At 40.7% G+C, this 19,947-nt stretch carries 16 protein-coding genes; 5 read left to right on the forward strand and 11 right to left on the reverse strand.

All coding sequences use genetic code 11. The features are described from left to right. Window positions 1-52: 52 nt before the first annotated feature. The 4 genes from O7C57_RS02530 to O7C57_RS02545 form a co-directional block, all read right to left on the reverse strand. A complete protein-coding gene (locus O7C57_RS02530) occupies window positions 53-544 on the reverse strand; it encodes a RidA family protein (protein WP_154621986.1) in 492 nt (163 codons plus the stop codon). A gap of 183 nt (window positions 545-727) precedes the next feature. After that, on the reverse strand, window positions 728-2,149 hold the full coding sequence (locus tag O7C57_RS02535; RefSeq protein ID WP_154621985.1) for an NAD(P)/FAD-dependent oxidoreductase: 1,422 nt from the start codon (window positions 2,147-2,149) through the stop codon (window positions 728-730). Between the two features lie 1,115 nt (window positions 2,150-3,264). Beyond that, complete coding sequence (locus O7C57_RS02540; RefSeq protein ID WP_163863122.1) at window positions 3,265-3,621, reverse strand: helix-turn-helix domain-containing protein; 357 nt, start codon at window positions 3,619-3,621, stop codon at window positions 3,265-3,267. A 633-nt stretch (window positions 3,622-4,254) separates the two neighbouring features. Continuing rightward, on the reverse strand, window positions 4,255-5,571 hold the full coding sequence (locus tag O7C57_RS02545; protein ID WP_154622413.1) for an MFS transporter: 1,317 nt from the start codon (window positions 5,569-5,571) through the stop codon (window positions 4,255-4,257). Between the two features lie 1,033 nt (window positions 5,572-6,604). On the opposite strand from O7C57_RS02545, the gene dmsA reads away from it, so the two are divergent. The 5 genes from dmsA to O7C57_RS02570 all read left to right on the forward strand — a co-directional run bounded on the left by dmsA (window position 6,605) and on the right by O7C57_RS02570 (window position 12,866). Then, on the forward strand, window positions 6,605-9,049 hold the full coding sequence (gene dmsA / locus O7C57_RS02550) for a dimethylsulfoxide reductase subunit A (RefSeq protein ID WP_163863119.1): 2,445 nt from the start codon (window positions 6,605-6,607) through the stop codon (window positions 9,047-9,049). Window positions 9,050-9,060: 11 nt separating this feature from the next. Further along, the gene (locus O7C57_RS02555; RefSeq protein WP_269723572.1) at window positions 9,061-9,678 is read left to right on the forward strand and encodes a DMSO/selenate family reductase complex B subunit; all 618 of its coding nucleotides are present in this window, start codon (window positions 9,061-9,063) and stop codon (window positions 9,676-9,678) included. 1 nt (window position 9,679) lies between these two features. After that, complete coding sequence (locus tag O7C57_RS02560) at window positions 9,680-10,537, forward strand: DmsC/YnfH family molybdoenzyme membrane anchor subunit (RefSeq protein WP_154622738.1); 858 nt, start codon at window positions 9,680-9,682, stop codon at window positions 10,535-10,537. 111 nt (window positions 10,538-10,648) lie between these two features. Beyond that, window positions 10,649-11,263 (forward strand): Tat proofreading chaperone DmsD, encoded by a 615-nt coding sequence (dmsD, locus tag O7C57_RS02565; protein WP_154622739.1) that lies wholly within the window; start codon window positions 10,649-10,651, stop codon window positions 11,261-11,263. A 283-nt stretch (window positions 11,264-11,546) separates the two neighbouring features. Next, window positions 11,547-12,866 (forward strand): polysaccharide deacetylase family protein, encoded by a 1,320-nt coding sequence (locus O7C57_RS02570; protein WP_269723573.1) that lies wholly within the window; start codon window positions 11,547-11,549, stop codon window positions 12,864-12,866. Window positions 12,867-12,976: 110 nt separating this feature from the next. Here O7C57_RS02570 and O7C57_RS02575 read toward each other — a convergent pair whose 3' ends face one another. From O7C57_RS02575 to O7C57_RS02605, 7 genes are read right to left on the reverse strand one after another with little or no spacing between them, the layout of a single operon-like run. Further along, window positions 12,977-14,092: a fatty acid desaturase family protein gene (locus tag O7C57_RS02575; RefSeq protein ID WP_269723574.1), complete on the reverse strand. Its 1,116-nt coding sequence runs from the start codon at window positions 14,090-14,092 to the stop codon at window positions 12,977-12,979. Beyond that, the gene (locus tag O7C57_RS02580; RefSeq protein WP_163863111.1) at window positions 14,082-15,206 is read right to left on the reverse strand and encodes a sterol desaturase family protein; all 1,125 of its coding nucleotides are present in this window, start codon (window positions 15,204-15,206) and stop codon (window positions 14,082-14,084) included. The genes O7C57_RS02575 and O7C57_RS02580 overlap by 11 nt, the downstream gene beginning before the upstream one ends. Further along, entirely contained in the window at window positions 15,203-15,820 is a 618-nt protein-coding gene (locus O7C57_RS21525) for a phosphatase PAP2 family protein (RefSeq protein WP_154622742.1), read from the reverse strand. The genes O7C57_RS02580 and O7C57_RS21525 overlap by 4 nt, the downstream gene beginning before the upstream one ends. Further along, window positions 15,817-17,094, reverse strand: a complete 1,278-nt coding sequence (locus O7C57_RS02590) for a F390 synthetase-related protein (protein WP_247047348.1) — start codon at window positions 17,092-17,094, stop codon at window positions 15,817-15,819. Before O7C57_RS02590 ends, O7C57_RS21525 begins: the two co-directional genes overlap by 4 nt. Then, window positions 17,091-17,894 (reverse strand): MBL fold metallo-hydrolase, encoded by an 804-nt coding sequence (locus O7C57_RS02595; RefSeq protein ID WP_269723575.1) that lies wholly within the window; start codon window positions 17,892-17,894, stop codon window positions 17,091-17,093. The genes O7C57_RS02590 and O7C57_RS02595 overlap by 4 nt, the downstream gene beginning before the upstream one ends. Next, entirely contained in the window at window positions 17,888-18,895 is a 1,008-nt protein-coding gene (locus tag O7C57_RS02600) for an NAD-dependent epimerase/dehydratase family protein (protein ID WP_269723576.1), read from the reverse strand. The genes O7C57_RS02595 and O7C57_RS02600 overlap by 7 nt, the downstream gene beginning before the upstream one ends. Beyond that, window positions 18,892-19,890, reverse strand: coding sequence for a 3-oxoacyl-[acyl-carrier-protein] synthase III C-terminal domain-containing protein (locus tag O7C57_RS02605; protein ID WP_269723577.1), 999 nt, complete (start codon window positions 19,888-19,890; stop codon window positions 18,892-18,894). The genes O7C57_RS02600 and O7C57_RS02605 overlap by 4 nt, the downstream gene beginning before the upstream one ends. Window positions 19,891-19,947: the final 57 nt, after the last annotated feature.

The raw sequence follows: 19,947 nt of genomic DNA on the forward strand, positions 1-19,947 counted from the left end.
TATTGATGCAGCGAATGATAATAAATCACCATCGCCCGCTGCATTAAATCACTTATTTCTTAGGACGTACCGCGGTCACTTCGATTTCAACACGCCAAGCTGGGTTAGCTAGTTTAGCGACTTGGAAAGTTGAACGAGCGGGCAGGTTTTCTGATTTGTCATTATAGAATTTTGAGTATCCAGCCATAAAGCCAGCAAAATCCATAGTGCCTTTAGTTTCATCACCACCAACAAGGAAAACTTGCATTTTCACAACATCGTTCAGAGTCAGGCCAAGATCAGCAAGGTGAGCTTCGATCTGCTTCATGACGTTGATAGTTTGAGTTTCAGTATTACCGTATGACTCAAGGACACCTTCAGGAGCGTCTTTAGAGATTTTAGTTGGCACCTTTCCGCTTAGGAAAATGATGTCATTAGTTGCACTGATTTCTACCGACTCAGCGATAGGCATTCCTTGCAGCTTATTGGTTTTTACACCTTCAGCATTTGCACTCGCTACACCCAGAACCAATGGGAGAGAAAGAAGTAAAGTTTTATAGCGCATGTAAGCTCCTTAACATTATCACAGTAATAGTTCTCCTCATACTTCAAGCCGTCGCGTTGTTGGCGACGGACTGAGTTATTTAGAGTATCAACTTATATAGACAAGCCATACATTCATTGATGCAATGCACAGCTTGAACAATAAATTTTAAAGAACAATTAACGTCAGTAGAAATTATCGCTCTTATTCAGTAAAACGAGAAAGTCTGTATGGGTGTGGATCGATGACTGGTTTAGTATCCATCAATAGATCCGCAGTCAGTTGACCTGATGCTGGACTTTCTGTCATACCCCAACCTGTTGCTGTGTTGATAACAAGGCCTGGGTATTGTTCAATTTTAGAAATAATTGGAATTTCATCATCGGTTGGGCTAACTGTGCCGCCCCAACGTTCAACCACTTTCGACTCTTTAAACACAGGGAATTCATTACGTAGTCTTTCGAGTACGCCATCCAGATGGTCTGTGTTTGGTGTGTTAGTAGCTGTACGGAACTCTTCAAATGGTGTTTTTTCATCTAAACGCCATGACGTTGCCATTGTGAAAGAGTTAAACAAATCTTTACCGATAGAGAATTCTAATGGTAGTTCTCCGCCGCCCAGTAAGTGCATAAAGCGTGGACCTAACAGGAAGCTGTCTTTCACGATAGAGCTCGTAAAGATACGTGGAGCAACCGCATAAGTTCCATCTGCTTGCTCACGGAAGTGGATACCATTTGGTAAGTGTACGTTACCTTTTGGTGCGCCCGGTACACCCGTGATACGTTGTTGTGAGAGATAAACATTGAGTGTAGGAACGTCAACGCCAAGGTTACCCATAAACAGACGAGACCAAATACCGCCCGTTAGAACCACGTTAGAGGTTTTGATGGAGCCTTTCTCAGTCACCACATCTGAAATTTTACCGCCTGCGGTTTCCAAGCCTCTTACGGCACAATTGGTATAGATACGAATCCCGAGTGATTTTGCGTAGTTCGCCATCGTTGGCGTCACAACTTCAGGATCGAGACTACCAGCATCTTCTTCAAATCCACCAATTTTCCATGGTGTCTGAGCATTAGGAAGACGTTTTGCCAGTTCTTCACCCTCGATCATGCGAGTTCTCAATGGGGTATCAAAACCTGGGTTCTCTGAATTCTTTTTAATCCATTCTCTGGTCAGTTCAAGATCTTTTTCGCTTGAAGGAACTTCAACACGGCCTTGAATTCGGTAACTCGTATCTGCACCGATTTTTTCATTCATACCGGTCCATAAAATCTTTCCATAATGGTGTAATGGAAAAATTTCTGGAGAGGTTTTGTAACTAATGATTTGACTGTAGGCACGACCAGACTGTTCACCGCCGACAACACCTTTTTCACAAATAACGACGTTCATTCCTCTTTCAGTAAGATTAATGGCAGTCATTATTCCTTGAAGGCCAGCACCGATAATGACAGCATCTGCTGATTTCGGTAATGCCCCCTCGGTGCCCGCAACAGCAGGTACACGAGATTTAGTCGACTCAAATCGACCTTCTCTACGGATCATTGGAACAACCGTAGCACCCCCTGCGAGAACACCCGCAGCACCGACCCCTAAAAGTAGTTTTCTTCTCGAGATTTTCATCTGTAACCTCAATAATAACCTTAGTTTTTATATAGTAAATTATTACAATTTAAGATAATCATATTATCATAATTCAAGTAATTGTTAACCATGGGGTATATTTGTTAATAAAACTAAGTGGAATGTGAATAATCTTGATTGTGATAGTCAAGCCTGTAAAGGGTTTGCGCGTTGTTTTAATAAAAATCAATCCTGTTAGACGGCAAAAAAATAAAGTGAAATGTCAGCTAAAATGTACAGTTGTTTTTTTATTTGATCGGGAAAAATGTCAATTTGTTTCACGAGGTGAGTAATAAATAAAAATACTCAAACATGTTAAATAATAATCAACTATATTTCGTGTGGTTAATAGCAAGAAAAAAAAGGTGCCCCATTATTATTGCATTTGTGAGGTGCCATCTTGATGGTGCAGGAAAGTCAGTGACAAAGACGAGACAGTAATGATTAAATATTTATTAAATGTCTAAATATATTTTGAAGATTATTGTTGAATTTTTAAACTTTATATTTTTGTTTGGTAGAAAGTTGGTGAAATAATAGCGTCTCATTAGGTTTACACTATTTAGAAATAAACGCAAAAAATATATTTGTTCAATTTTTATCGGTTGCCACTGTGGATGGGGATATTTTTTGCTCAATAAAACATATAGTTATATTTTTTTGCTTTGGTGAGTCATGCTGGTTGATTTTTAAATTTGGTTTCAACCTTTTCGCCACTGTGGTGTTAAAAATAATCCTAACGCCTACACTCTGTTGTTCGCTCATATTGATAGAAACAAAATATACGAGCATTGTAAATAGGGTTATTTTTTGGGTGATTCAATAATTGTGTTATGACGTTAAATCTATCTGTAAGTTATTTAGCTTAAATGCTATCCGTATATTTATTGTGCTTATTAGTCTGGCAGATATAAAAAGCGTGTATCAAAAAAATATGGGTTATTTGATGTTTATTAATTAAATGTTTTACTTAGACTAAATTACTTAGATAAAAACCCTTACAATTAAGGGCGGGTTTGTTATAAGTTTAGTGATTATTCCTTTGTGTAATATGGGGTGAAACCTTGAATTATGTTTGCCGTCCGTTGTTCAATAGCATAATTCTTTTGATTTTCTTAGTTATCCTTACTGTGAGTATAAACCTTGAACGAAGTGCTGTTTTTATCTTTAATAAAGTGCTTTAGGTATTGGCTCAATGAAGGTGGTGCTAGTAAGGCATGACCTTTCACCCTAGAATTCTTATGATATTCATTGAAGATTTTTTGCATGAAAATTAGGCAGTCTTGATCTAAAACCGATAAAAATCGATAGAGCAAATCAAGAGTGAGTGGGGTGATGCCATTTTCGTAGCGTGAAATTTGCTGTTGGCTAATTCCCATTAACTTAGCAAGTTCCTTGCCGGTTATTTTTTTCTCTTTTCTTGCTTGGCGCAACAAGCTACCTGCTAATGTGGTGAGTTTATGCTCTTCCATTATCCTATTTTCTACCCAATGTTAGATTAGATGGTGGTTATCACTAGGTCGCTACTATAACGAGTCCATAGTTGGTGTAAAAATGTTTGTACCGAATAGATAAGGATAATTGATAGCTTTTGGCTATCATAATGATTTATTTCGATCGAATATTTCGATCATTTGTTTTGTTTGATAGCTGTTTTTTTAGCTAATTGAAAGTTTAAAGCTATGATGGGTAAGTCATTTTATGATTATTATTTTGATTATATTTTTCATATCATATAAAAAATAGTGAATGTGGTTATTAATACGCCATATTTGGAATTATTTATTTGATAGTATTTTGTTTCTATTTGTTACAAATTCTCATAAGCAGAAAATACTCTGTACGCCGTAGTTTCATATAATGAGTATTTTGGGGCTAAACGTGAGCTGCAAAGGCCATGATTGATTCATTTTTGTCTAAGTTGTGTAACAGTGAGATAAAGTTGATGCGATGAGCAAATTTAGCCAGTCGCGCTATTGCAAGCGAGAGAATTTCTCTCTGTAGACAAATAACCTGCCATATTGATTGAAAGCGGCGCAACTCGATATTTTGCGCCGCTTTGTATGACCAATTACTATTTAAAAATAGTGGTTCAATAGAGAGCATTAATGACGGTCATTCAAATATTCAGGCTCTTTAGGAAGCTTAAAGCAGCAGAACAAGCAGATACATAATATAACCATGACATAAATAAAGAATGAGTTTTCTGCGCCATTGGCTTTAAATTGTAATGCGACTGAGGGAGCTGAGCCGCCAAAAATTGCATTTCCTATCGCATAGGATACACCGACACCTAATGCTCGTAGGTGTGGTGGGAACATTTCAGCTTTAACCAAACCACTGATCGATGTATAGAAGCTTAATAGCATCATTAAGAAGATAAGTAATAAAGTGATAATGACAGGGGAGTAAGCAAAATAACGCATGCCTATCACCATTACGGGATAGATAAATATAATCATAGATAGCGTAAATGTAATCATGGCGGCTCTACGACCAATTTTATCTGAGATAATGCCAAATAGCGGTTGAGACAACATAAACACAAATAATGAGATGGTCATGATATAGCCGACAATTTTGCTATCAATACCGATATTGGTTAAATAGGTTTTTGAATAAACCGTAATAATATAGAAACACAGAGATCCTGCTGCGGTATAGCCAATGACTAATACAAAGGATTTCCAATGTTGCTTGAGTAGTGCGATTAAAGAACCAGACTCCTCGGCTTCAGAAGCTTCATTACTGAGCGTTTCATCAAGGCGTTTTCGGGCGATCAGCGAAACAATAGCGGCAAAGCCACCGATGACAAAAGGAATACGCCAACCCCCATCCGATAACTGCTGTTCACTGAGGAACGCTAACAGAATGACACTGAGTAAACTCGCTAATAACTGACCCCCAGAGAGTGTGACATATTGAAACGATGCAAAGAACCCCCGTTGTCCTTTGAGGCCAAGCTCACTCATATAAGTTGCAACCGCACCATATTCACCACCAACAGATAATCCTTGTAACAAGCGAACTAGCAGTAAGAGTAATGGTGCAAACATTCCTACTTGTGCATAAGTGGGGAGAGCCGCAAATAAGAAAGAGCTGAAGCCCATCAAGTAAATTGAGGCAACCATAGAACGTTTGCGACCATGACGATCCGCGATGCGACCAAATAGCCAACTACCGATGGGACGCATAAAAAAACTGGCTGCAAAGACACCCCATACATAGATAGATTGTGTCAGGGGATCCATATTTTGAGGGGTAAGAGCTTTAGTGAAATAGGCAGCAAAAACAGCATAAATATAAAAATCAAACCATTCCACTAGATTACCCGAAGCCGCACCCACAATACCGCGAATACACTTGGCTCGGTTATCTTGCGTGATATCCGTTTTTTTGAGATTAACTTGAGATATTTCCAATTTATCACCATCGTAACATTGGTTAACAATATTTTAACTAATAGCGATATTTACTTAGTGAGTCAATATTTGAATATATGGTAAGTTAAATACTGAGATCAATATCCTGTTTTTCGTTTCTTTTTTAGATAACTAACAAGACTAAATTTTACAAGTAACTGAGTGTTTTATAGATGTTTTTTAATTAGTTTAACTTAGCTATTGAGGTGGACTTTCCTGTTAATTAAGAATTTTCGCAAATAAAAGCGCTGACATACTAATATCGTGAGTAAAATACCTTTCCTTTGCATTTCATTGCATGAATGCAGCGAGCTTGAGAAATAAAAAAATAATAGGTTATTGATAGTGATCACGAAAATAACGATGAACATGCCTTTGAATATTGGTTGATTCAGAAAAGAATACTATCGATTAATATGATGCGATTCATGCTTAACTATTTGAAAATAAATACTTTTTAAAAAGTGGTGTTTGTCGGTTAGTTTAAATTGAACGTTAATAAAATCCTCTATCTAAATTAACGTAATAAAAATGATTATCATTTTATATTTATTAATGTTGATAAATTTATGTTAATTAATTCTTATAAAGAATAATAAAAATGTTTTATTATTTTTCTGATAATTTTGTTAGCTAAATATTAACTGAATGCAATCATTATATTTTAGATATAACCGACTGGAAATGTATTTTATAAAGTTATTAACTAACATTTAATACCGTTAATAGAGGGAAATAGGCTAAAATAATTCGTCGATATATATGTTTTGATATAACGGAAGCGCTGTGATTTATAGTTTTTATCAAAGGGTTGGTGTTATTAGTAACGTAGGTTATTACTCTTTTATTGATGTGAAACAATCTCTTAGTTTTGTGTGTTGATATTATGACCTCGACTAAAAATCTTATTATTTCGACTTTATATGACTAGTCACATTTATGACTAATCGTACTCATCTTAAATAAATTTTATTCAGTGTCGATGGAAGTTTGATTTCTAACACTTTAAGCAAACTAATTGAGCGAGTTATGTATGGCAAATATAAAAGAGAAAGCATCTGTTTTTGCTCCTCTTACCCGTCGTGGATTTATTAAAGCCGGAACAATCACTGGGTTAGCGACAGCGGCTGGAGGATTTTCTCTTCCTTTCAGTTCTGCTGCTGTTGCAGAGCAAAAAACAGTTACCCCCACTGGTGAAGAAAAAGTGGTTTGGAGTGCATGTACAGTCAACTGTGGGAGTCGTTGCCCATTACGTATGCATGTCGTTGATGGTGAAATAAAATACGTTGAGACTGACAATACCGGCAATGATGTCTATGAAGAATTGCATCAAGTGCGTGCCTGTTTACGTGGCCGTTCTATGCGCCGTCGAGTCTATAACCCAGACCGTTTACGTTACCCAATGATGCGGGTCGGTAAACGTGGTGAAGGCAAATTCAAACGCATTAGTTGGGATGAAGCTTTTGATGTCATTGCTGACAATATGAAGCGCTTAATTAAAGACTATGGTAATGAGTCTATCTACCTCAATTATGGCACTGGGACTTTAGGCGGTACCATGACAAAATCATGGCCACCAGGGGCTACATTGATTGCACGTTTGATGAATTGCTGCGGGGGATATCTAAATCATTATGGCGACTATAGTACCGCACAAATTGCTGCCGGTTTAAATTACACTTACGGCGGTTGGGCTGACGGTAATAGCCCTTCTGATATCGAAAATTCAAAACTTGTCGTCATGTTCGGTAATAACCCAGGTGAAACACGTATGAGTGGCGGCGGGGTCACGTACTATGTTGAACAGGCTCGTGAAAAATCGAACGCCAAAATGATTATCATTGATCCTCGTTATACCGATACAGGTGCAGGACGTGAAGATGAATGGATCCCTATTCGCCCAGGAACCGATGCTGCGTTAGTCAGTGCGATCGCTTATGTGATGATCAAAGAAGATTTAGTCGATCAGCCATTTCTTGATAAATATTGTGTTGGTTATGATGAGTCGACTTTACCAGCGGGAGCCCCCAAAAATGCGCACTACAAAGCCTATATTTTAGGGGAAGGACCAGATGGCCAAGCGAAAACACCTGAATGGGCCGCACCTATTACAGGTATTCCTGCTGCACGAATCGTAAAACTTGCACGTGAAATTGGTATGGCGAAACCTGCTTATATTGTTCAGGGGTGGGGACCACAACGACGCTCTAATGGTGAGCTTGCCTCCCGTGCTATCGCAATGTTAGCGATTCTTACAGGGAATATCGGTATTCATGGTGGCAATACTGGAGCGCGAGAAGGATCGTACAGTATTCCATTCGTGCGGATGCCAACTTTAACCAACCCAGTAAAAACCAGTATTTCGATGTTTATGTGGACAGATGCCATTTTACGTGGGCCTGAAATGACGGCAACACGTGATGGTGTTCGCGGTAAAGATAAACTTGATGTGCCGATTAAAATGGTTTGGAACTATGCAGGAAACTGTTTAGTGAATCAGCATTCAGAAATTAACCGTACCCATGACATTCTGCAAGATGATTCGAAATGTGAAATGATCGTGGTGATTGATAACCACATGACAGCATCAGCGAAATATGCCGATATTTTGTTACCGGATTGCACCGCTTCTGAACAGATGGATTTTTGTATGGATGCTTCAGCGGGCAATATGTCATATGTCATTTTTGCCGATCAGGCAATTAAACCGCGTTTTGAAAGCCGCAATATTTATGAGATGACGAGTGAAATTGCTAAGCGTATGGGCGTTGAAGCGCAATTTACTGAAAACCGGACTCAAGAAGAGTGGCTACGTCATCTCTATGAGCAATCTCGCGAGGCATTACCTGAATTACCAACTTTTGAAGCGTTCCGTGCACAAGGCATTTTCAAAAAACGCGATCCTAAGGGCCATCATGTTGCTTATCGTCATTTCCGCGAAGATCCGATCGCTAATCCACTCACGACACCATCGGGAAAAATTGAGATTTATTCTTCTCAATTAGCTGAGCTGCAAAATCTTTGGGAGCTCGAGGAGGGGGATGTGATTCATCCATTGCCAATCTATTCCGCGGGTTTTGAACAGTATGGGGATCCATTAATGGAAAAATACCCACTACAGTTGACTGGCTTCCATTATAAATCACGTACTCACTCGACATATGGCAACGTTGATGTACTGAAAGCCGCATGCCCACAAGAGCTATGGATTAATCCACAAGATGCAGTGAAACGAAACCTAAAACATGGCGATTTAGTGAGAGTATTTAATGATCGCGGCGAAGTGCGCGTGAAGGTGAAAGTGACACCTCGTATCGTGCCGGGCGTTGTGGGTCTCGGTGAAGGCGCTTGGTATGACCCAGATGGTAACCGAGTGGATCATGCCGGAAGTATTAATGTGCTAACTACCCAACGGCCGTCGCCATTAGCCAAAGGTAATCCATCACATTCTAATCTTGTTGAAGTTGTGAAAGCTTAGGGGTGCGAGTTATGTCAACGCAATATGGTTTTTATATCGATTCAAGTCGTTGCACTGGCTGCAAAACCTGTGAGCTAGCGTGTAAAGACTTTAAAAATTTATCTCCAGACGTCAATTTTCGTCGTATCTATGAATATGCTGGTGGCGATTGGACTGAGCAAGATGGTGTATTTGGGCAAAACGTTTTTGCTTATTACCTGTCAATTTCCTGTAACCATTGTGATGATCCTGCATGTACAAAAGTATGTCCAAGTCGGGCAATGCATAAGCGGGAAGACGGTTTTGTCGTTGTTGATGAAGAGGTTTGCATAGGCTGTCGTTACTGTAGTATGGCTTGTCCTTACGGCGCTCCGCAATTTGATGAGGTCAAAGGACATATGACCAAATGCGATGGTTGTTATGAGCGAGTTGCCGAAGGTAAAAAGCCGATCTGTGTTGAGTCTTGCCCGTTACGTGCATTGGATATGGCACCTATCGACGAGTTACGTCAAAAATATGGCACCTTAGCGGAAATAGCGCCATTACCAGCTGCAAAATATACACATCCAAATATTGTGTTAAAACTGAATGCCAATAGCCGTCCAGTTGGTGACACTTCAGGGCATCTGGCTAACCCGGAGGAGGTATAATATGGGATCGGGAATTCATGAATGGCCATTGATGTTTTTTACGGTGATTGGTCAAAGTGTCGCGGGTGCTTTTATGATGATGGCTGCGGTATTACTGAGCGGTAAACTTTCAACTGAGTTGGATCGCAAGGTTCATTACAGCATGTTTGGCTTGTGGCTGTTGATGGGAATAGGTTTTTTATTATCAACAATGCATATGGGAACACCATTACGTGCTTTTAACTCATTTAATCGCTTGGGAGCATCTTCCCTCAGTAATGAAGTTGCCAGCGGCGCCATTTTCTTTGCGTTAGGCGGTTTTTATTGGTTGCTAGCGGTCTTCAATAAGATGCCTGCTGCGCTTGGTAAAGTATGGTTGTTCATCGTGATGGTGATGGCGGTTGTCTTTGTTGTTGCGACCTCTCGTGTGTATCTGATTGATACCGTGCCAACATGGAATACTATCTATACGACAATGAATTTTATCCTCACCGCATTCCTTGGAGGACCTATACTTGCCGCATTATTGTTGCGTATTGCAGGCTTTGATTTGCAATGTATTCGTCGTATTCCTGCGCTAAGTGTGTTGGCATTATTGGTGAGTATATGCATCGCTATTTCTCAAGGTTTTGATTTAGCGAGTATTGAAACATCTGTGCAAAAAGCCACCGACTTAGTACCTGATTATGGAATATTGATGGATATAAAAGTGGTGGCTATTGCGATGGGATTAGGCTGCTGGATCATGCCATTAATCGCGAAACGTAACCCTTCTGTGCTGAATATGTTGATAGGATTTTTATTCGTGATGGCCGGTGAAATTGTCGGACGCGGCGTTTTCTACGGCTTACATATGACAGTGGGTATGGCAGTTAACTAGTTAATGAAAAAGAGGCTTAGTAATTTACTGCTAAGCCTTTTAATGCGATTTATGGTTAAATCAAGATAGACAAATTATTAAATATCTAACGATAAGTGAATAAAACACACCATGAGTGAACAATCTTTAAATCATATTTCTTTGACGGCACGAGTGCTTGGTGCTGCTTTCTATTATGCGCCAGGCGATATACAGGAAATCATTTCATTGCTGTCAACGCTTCAATGGACAGAGGAGTGGCCGTACGGTTCTCATGAGCAAAAACAGGCTATTGCCGATAAATTGGCCATAATCGCGACGGATAATGAATCCTTGGATGAGGCCTATCAGCGGTTATTTATTGGGCCTTATGCGCTGCCTGCACCGCCTTGGGGATCGGTATGGCTCGATAGGGAAAATGTGATTTTTGGGGACTCGACTTTACAATTGCGTGAGTGGATGCATGCCCATAGTATCGATATTCATTTATCACAGAATGAACCTGAAGATCATTTTGGCTTATTGCTTATGATGGTGGCATGGGTCGCTGAAAACAATCTATCTCAATTAAACGAGTTATTGGCTCAGCATATATTACCTTGGGGATTCCATTATCTTAATAAAATGGAGCAAGAGGCTAACTTTCCTTTCTATACAGGCCTTGCTGAATTAGCGCATTTAACATTAGCGAGTTGGCAGCAATCGCTTCATGTTGACGTAGAGAAGAAAATGATTTTTTATCGTTAATATTAAAATGGCATAACACGTATAGCCCTTAACTGAAAGGGCTATATAAATATAAAACAACCACTTGTATTTTGTGTTCTCTCCCAATCGCATCCCCATCATGTCTTTCAGGTAAAAAGCCATAGTCTGTTGTATCCATTGAGAGGTATAGGGGAATACACTTATTTTCTATTGCTTGCGAGTTATCCTATTTAGATAAATTATTTTTTCTAGAGTATAGGGATAGCGATTAAGTCGGTTTAAAATAAGTCGTTTTTTCTCTGGTCGTTATGATGGGTTGAGTATGCGTAATCAGTCATTAATGCTTTTTTTTATTTTTCTTTTTTTATCTGTCACAAAGTCGTTTGCACAAGTACCAACACAAAGTACAGAGAATTGGCAACTGGTGGATACGCCGCCAGCACTGATGCAACTTAAACAAAGTGAGACGATTTTCGCCCCAATTGCAGGTAACATGAAAGCCGTTGCTGAACTTTATCCTGAGCATGGTTTTTATCTGTATAAAGCAATGGGGGATTACCAACCTATACAATTTGGGAATGATTATGCCTATGTTAATACTGAGGCGGTATCCCCATTAAAACCTCGCTTAACCCCTGAAGATGATAGGCTAAATGAGTTAAGTAACCCGATTTATGATTATTTAATTACCACAAAAAATACGCCCGTATACCGTTCGGCAAAACCGCATAGCCAGCCAATCGCAACGCTATTTAGCAATCTCCGCTATCCAGTATTAGTTCGTATGATTAAAACAGATAAGCAAGGGGAAAAAGTGGCATGGTTAACAATTCGTTTAGGTGATCGCTTGGGGTATATCAAGTTAGATGATGTGGAGATAGATAAAGGTATTCCTATCTTGACCTATCATCATTTACTGAAAGAAAGTGAAAACAAAAAATTCCAACAAACTTCAACGACGACTTCGGTTGAAGCATTTCAAGAACAAATGAATTATTTGCAGCAAGCGGGTTATCAAACGCTTTCTTTAGCCGATCTTGAAGGATATTTAGATAAATCAGTGAATTTACCCGCTAAATCAGTGGTTTTAACCTTCGATGACGGTTTGAAATCGGTATATCGCTATGCTTATCCCATTTTAAAACACAATCAGCAGCAAGCGACCTTATTTGTGATCTCTTCGCGTATTAAAATGACCCCTCAAAAATGGTCTGCGGACGGGCTGCAATTTATGAGTAAGCAAGAAATAAAAAATTGCCAAGATGTGTTTAATATTCAGTCGCATACTCATTTTTTACATAAGCTCGATAAGCACAAAAGCCCCATTATTTTTAGTCGTCAAGAGCACACTATTTTCTTAGACTTCCAGCGCTCTATGCGAATTTTACAGCAATTTGAGCCTGAACAACGCTATTTAGCATACCCCTTCGGTGGATTTAACCCAATCGCGATGGATGCCGCTAAGTTATCGGGCATACATCTTGCCTTAACCACGATTCAAGGTAAGGTGCGCCTTGGCGATAATCCATTTGCCCTTAAAAGGTTGTATGCACTGAAAACAGACTCAATCGAAAAATTTGCACGTATGGTGGGGAATAGTGGACAGTCGGTGGTTAACGAAAATATTGTTGTTGATAGGTAGAATCGTTATTTAAGCAAGAATATCTTATCGGCCTTCATGTCATCGTTTTATTATTGATAAACAATGGAAGCATATTTCCATTGTTTATCTTTTTATATCGCAATAGTCGGTTAAGAGTGTGGGTCATCCGCCCGCTTTCCTTGCCCCATTTCTTTTAAAAAGCGCTGCTGATAAATAAACAGCTCTTTAGCTGAAATACAGTGATAATTGATAGAGAACTGTTCAGCGGTACACTGAATAATATCCGCTAAAGCAGGATAGTGGCGGTGATTCCAATTAGGAAACAAGTGATGGGTTAAATGTAAATTAAGCCCACCGAGCCAGTGAGTTAACCAACTAGGGGTAGTATGCCAGTCATAGGTCGTTGAAAAAGTATGGGTGTAAAATCCATGCGGCATATTTCCTTGTTCTGGTGGGGTATAGAAAGTCGCTTTGGCCCAGTGAGTACCTAAAATTAATACCACGAAAATCAGCGATGCTAACATTTGGCTCAAGAAATAAGTGAATAGTAGTAAGCCTAATCCAATCTGTTTATCTGTCAGGAGATAAAAAGGAATGATAATCACGAGAGAGATATGCAGTATTTTGGCGCATAGAAATGTCACAATGCCGCTTTGCCCTTGATGGCGCATATGTGGAGCAACACGCGTGAAGTGGAAGCGATCTAACCAATCAAATACCCAAATTAATGCTGGAAAGGTGAGCGCCGCAACCAATGGCCAATAGAGGTGCTGCGCCTTCATAAAAGGATACCAGCGTTGATAGGGGGTTTGTCGCAATACAAAATTTTCTTCGATATCTAAATCATAATGACGAATGTTGGTATGCGCATGATGAAAAATAATATGGCGTACTCGCCAACATTCGGGATCCAAGCCTAAAGGTATCGTGATCCAAAAATTTAGCCAACGGTTGGCTTTCGCTTGCTTGAAGATTGCATTGTGCGAGGCATCATGGACTAAATTGATCGCTAAGAGCAGCGCAAAGCAGATAAATAGGGGATAAAAAATAAAAAAGAGCCATGCCGCATCACTCCACAGGGCAGTGAGATAGCTACCTAGGCAGCAACCCACTAATACTAGGCTTTTTAGATAAAACCGCCAATCGGCAAAGCGATGGTCATTATGCTGCTGTAGATATCGATTAGCGGCCTGCATGAGTGCTTGGCGGAATGCCTGATCTTGACGATGCTGGTAGCCGAGTGGTCTTAGGGGTTCAGGATGCATGGTTGACCTGCACTGGCTGACGGCCAATACCCAGTAGCAAAGAGAGGCTATGTAGCCATAGTGCTCCAGCCAATGTTAGCCAAAAGAGGGTTTGCCACTGCCAAATAAATAATACGCAAAACAATAAGACGGTCGCGATAGTAAACCAACTCCACAGACCTACTAGGCGGCCATCGGATATTCCTGATAAGGCAATGGTCCCCGCGGCAAGCAGAGTAAACAATAGCATTTGTTGGCCAGTCGTACCTTGATAACCATAACCATATAAATAAACATAACCAATAACGAGAGTAAAAAGTAACAACGTTCCTATGACAAGGAACCACTGATTAACGCGATATAATGGCACTTTTAATGAAACTGTTTGGGGTTTTCGCTTTAAGATCCGCCAAAATGGACGGTTATTATCAATGAATGGGTTCTCTGTTGCTGGCTCGCCTTTGATACCATAGTGGTACTCGCTGTCAGGTAATGCTGAAAATGTCCCAAACCACTTATCCCAAAAGATAAAGCTACCACCAAAGTTACGGTTTGAGTAGTGACCCTCTTTGATGTGGTGAACTCGATGATGGTGTGGCGTAACCATGACTTTCTCCCACCAACCAAGGTGAGGTATTAATGCACTGTGATTAAAAAATTGAATACTATAGTGCAGAATAGAAATGGTAATAAAGATTTCGAGTGGAATACCCAACAAAGCTAACACCATGAAGAATGGGATAGATGTCAATGATGAGTACCACGAATTACGGACTCCCAGAGAGAGATTGAAATGTTCACCTTGATGGTGAACGACATGCACAGCCCATAACAGACGATATTTATGGTGTAAGCGATGTAACCAGTAAAAACCAAAATCCCACGCAAATAACGTAAAAATCCAAACTAACGCTATAGGCCAGTGTTCAACAACACCTAATGAAAAGTGACTGACAACGAATCCGTAACAAAACAGCTCTAATCCACGAAATAACCACAACATAATATGGCCTGAGTTCAGGTTAAATACCCACTCTTGCCAATTAATTGTTCCTTTTTCTGTTTTTGTGATGATGATTCCTTCAAGCGTCACAACCAATAACATAAAAATAATCGGAAAAGTTAATTCATTCACTTAGCTTTTCTCCATAAACATACGGCTGGTTGTGCAAAACGAACAATATACAGCACACTGATCGCCGTTAAAGCTCCGGTCACAACATCAATAAATAAATGTCGTTTTAGTATTAAAACAGAGGCACAGATAGCGATGGCCCATAATAAATATATTGTGGTACGAATGATTTGCTGTGATGACCATAATGCATTGAGAACAACAAGAGTCAATGAGACATGTAGAGAAGGTAATAAATTTTGCGGGCTATCGATACTCATGAGATGACAAAGCGCATGACCTGCTAATGAAAGGCATTCAATCGGTGGATAACTCATCGTCGTTGGAAAAAATAGATAGATAACGCCTGAAATAAGGGCACATAATTGCATCGCAAACATTAAGCGACGTGCTTGGCTAAGGGAACTACATAGATAACCTAATGGAATAAATACAAAAAAAGAGAGGTATAGCCATATTGCTTCCACGTTGTAAGGAATAGCATTATCGACCCAACTTGGTGCTAATAACGTGGCATTTTCATCAATTTCACCTGTGAATTGATAAATAATACCGACGGTTCCCCAGCCAAGGAGGCAATAAAGCAATCGTAATAGAATGTGTTTGAAATTCATTCAACCTCCTTGCGCCTGATCCGTCTTCGTTTTATGGCAAAAGGTTGTGAAATAGGGTCGACGCGTAGCGTCCAAGTCAGCTGATCAATCGCCACATTTTGCCTAATAAAGTAGTCTTCTAGCGAGCGCTGACATTGTTTGAGTTCAAATGCCTGACACTCTCCCTGTAAATCGAGATGGCAGCCTTGTTGAGTTAAGCGAAAATCAGCAGTGACAGGGAGATGATTAACGATAATGCGAGACACGGGATCAGCAAATAATGTCACGACATTGCCGTGATGGTCAGGTAGCAATAATTGGTCATCACAACGACCTTCGATTCGTTCAATGGCAAGTTGAGGATCACCACAAGGGCAAGGAGTGTCACGTATGACTAAAATATCATCCAGTTGATAGCGAACGATAGGTTGTGTTTTTCGCGTAAAATCGGTGATTATTGGTGAGAATCGCTGTTCATCTAGCCAATGTGGCTCAATATGTAAAAAAGCTTCATTCAGATGCAGGGTTCCCTGTGCACAGGTACAACCTAAAAACCCCTCAGTTGCTTGGTAAATTTCGCCGACATGAGAAAAACATTGCTGTAGAAGCTGCTTATCATGAGGTTGTAGAACCTCGGCAACGGAAATAACGTTTCGTACATTGAGCTTAATCTCTCGGTTGTTAATGGCTTCTGCAATTGCGCATAGCACCTGAGCAGGGGCGACAATAATAGTCGGTTGATCGCTTTCTAATGTTTGTAGCTGTTGGCGGAAATTGGCATAGAGGTCATAAAAGCGCAACGAGATCCAACGGTTATTAACACTTTCATAGAGGTTATTATTTGCCCGTAAAAATAAGGCAATGCGTTCACCGTTGAATAAACCGAGAGGTAGCATTTTGGCTAACATACTACCAGACCAAATATTTTGTTCTTGTGGACTCACGACGAATAAGCCACGACGGCCGGAGGTACCCGATGAGAGGCCAACACTGTATTTACCCATTTTGGGCGAGAAATCACGTGATTTTTCGCTCTGTTGAGCGCAATGAAGCAGCCTCTCACTGGAGAGCTTAGCGGTATTCATACTGTCAAAGTTATCCATCATGATTTGTTTATTCATGATAGGAAATTGTTCAAGCGGCAGGTGTACAAACTGACTAAAATAAGGGCTTTTTACCAACGTCTTGCGTTTAAACGCGTTTAAACGTCGCTGTTGATAGTCCTCAAGTGCCACTCGGTCTGTAAAGTGCAGACGTTTGGCTCGCCAGTAATGCCATAACACGGATAAAATCAAATAAGGTCCCCTTCATGGCATAATTGAATGGGAATATTTTGTTTGTCGAGTTGATGCAGTTTATTAAGTGTCTGATAATAGGAGTGCTTATCATCCATAATGATATGAGCAATCGCCATAGGTCCACGTCGTTCGCGATAATTCGTGGGTGACCAAGCGGCATCACCCGCTAATAAAATCCAGCCTTGTTCAGTGAGTACACATAGCCCAATATGCCCAGGGGCATGCCCCGGTAACGGAACAATGAATAATGTTTTTTGGTCATTGACCGCAAAACCTTTCCCAAGGATCTGCAATTCAGGTGGAAGTTCGACAGCCTCCAGTCCTTCATAAAAACGTGCTCTTTGCTCGAAATCTTCTGGGATCAGCCCACGAACAAAAGCGCCTTTTAATGCTGCAAAACCAGTGAGGTGTCGTGTTTTTTGCCACCCTTCACCGGAACAAATAATTGGAATTCCAGGGAAGTCACGTAGCCCAGCAATATGGTCACCATGAAAATGCGACAAGATAAGGCCATTCACATCATTTGGTGTGATCCCTGCATCTGCAAGTTGGTTAATGAGGGCATCTTTACTCTCAAAATAGACCGGTGTGACGGTGCGGTAAAACCGCATGATCCCTGTACGAGTATGGTCATAAAAGTGATTCGCATAGCCCGTATCAAACAGCCATCGCTGATCATTACCCTCAATTAACCACGCTCTGGCAGGAAATTTACATGCTTTAACACTTGCCCCTTTTAATGCCACACAGCCAGGGTGAGTACAATATCCTACCTCAAACTGATTGATAGTTAACATAATTTATCCTGCTGCCGTAGCCATTGGGCTGTTAGGTGAATACCTTCCGTCATATTAATAGGCGGATAATAGCCGAGTTCTTGCTGGGCTTTTTGATTATCTAACGTCATGGTGAAATAAGCAGCTCCCAGACTGTAGCGGGTTAATAGCGGCTCTTTGCCGGTAAGGTGCGCGATACCTTCAAGTACTGTTGCCAGTGTCAATAACACCGGATAAGGGGCTGAGCATATTTGGCAGTCTAATGTTAACTCATCAAAGAGTTGTTCTAACGTTTGCCTCAGTGGCTGAGGTTGTTGGTTAGTAATATTATATGTTGCCCCACTGATAAGATTATCTCTGATAGTGGCTAGCATCATACTGTGAACAACGTTACCAACATAAGTCAGATCGAATGCATGTTTACCACCCTCTGGCAGCACTAATTTGCCTTTTCTCGCTTTAATTTGAGCGAATAAACGAGGCAATAACACACGGTCATAGGGGCCAAACAAACCGCGAGGGCGCAATATGGTGTAGCGTGTGAGGGGGTAATATGCAACGCTTCGTGCAATCGCGGTTTCGGCTAAATATTTGGTTCGCGCATAGTGGTTGGCAAAACGTGTATTAGTCTGTGTCTCCGCAATATTACGCTGGTGGCTGAAATTGAAGTAAATCGCGGGGGTGGAGATATGAATAAAGCGCGGAATATGTAGCTCACCCGCGGTATCTGCAAGCATTTGGGTTGCTCGATAATTGATCTCGACAAACTCATGGTATTTCCCCCAAGGGGATGAGAGTGCAGCACAATGCCAAATAGCGTCGCAGCCATCCATCAACCTTTTGGCGTTTTCAATGGAAAGATGGGCAAGGTCGATTGGCAAAAACTGGACACCTTGCTGGCTAAGCTGTTGGCCAATTTCTTTATTTCGACCACAAGCAACCACTTGATGACCCTGTTGCAGTAAGCTATCGACCGCATTTCTACCTAGTCCACTCGTTGCTCCTGTCACTAATATTTTCATGGGATCAGCACCATGGCACAAAAAGCGAGCCCCGCAGCAGTCCCTATTAACATGACATTTTTTTGCTCATAAAATCGGCCACTTTCAATTGCTTCATGTAATGCGGAAGGAATTGAGGCAGCGACTTGGTTGCCACGAAAACGGTAAATATCAATTAACTGTTCCGGTTTGACACCTAAGCGTTGCCGCATATGCTCTAAAGACAGATGGCTTGCTTGATGAGGGATGACGGTGCCAATGTGATTAATCGGCAAATGCGCGTCTGTTAAAACGCGTTGCATAAAACGTTCGACCAAGGATGAGGCCATTCGAAACAGTTTTTTACCTTGCATATGAAATAAAAAATCCGTATCGGTCATGCCTGCGCGTGGATTTCGACGTGTGCCTCCAGCGCGTATTTCACACAGATCGATACCTTCAGTGTGTGTTTCATGATGATAAGTGATGATGCCACTTGTTCCATCGCCTTTTTCAACAATGACGCAGGCAGCGCCATCACCAAAAATTAATGCGGATTCATTATCGTGCCAATCGATCCCACGAGAAGCCAGATCTGCGGAAACGATGGCAATGCGTTGATATTGGCTGGTAGAAAGGAAACCCGCGGCTACTTGCAGCGCGGTGATAAAGCTGACACAACTGGCATTAATATCAAAACAGGCGATACCTTGCTTCAGTCGTGATTGCGCAAGAATGTGTGCGGCCGTACAAGGAAGAGCTTGAACGGAAATAGCTGAGGCAGAAATCAGCATGTCAATGCTTTGCGCTGGAATTTGTTTGGCTTCAAGGGCATGGTGGAGCGAATCGGCAGCTAATTGTGCTTGAGAATCTTCATTATTTGCATGAAAGCGATAATCAATACCCGAGTATTTTTTCACATAGCCGCTCGGCTTATTGAGTCTCACATCTAACTCTTGTGAGTCTATTTTATTTTTAGGAAGTGCAATGCCCGATGCGATAATTTTTATCGGGGTCACGAGAGGGTTAGTAAGCATGTGAAGCTTATCCATATAAATAAATTATTAGGATTATAGATATCAGAATTTCTACTC

Source organism: Providencia sp. 21OH12SH02B-Prov (assembly GCF_027362595.1).
In the GTDB taxonomy this organism is placed as follows: domain Bacteria; phylum Pseudomonadota; class Gammaproteobacteria; order Enterobacterales; family Enterobacteriaceae; genus Providencia; species Providencia zhejiangensis.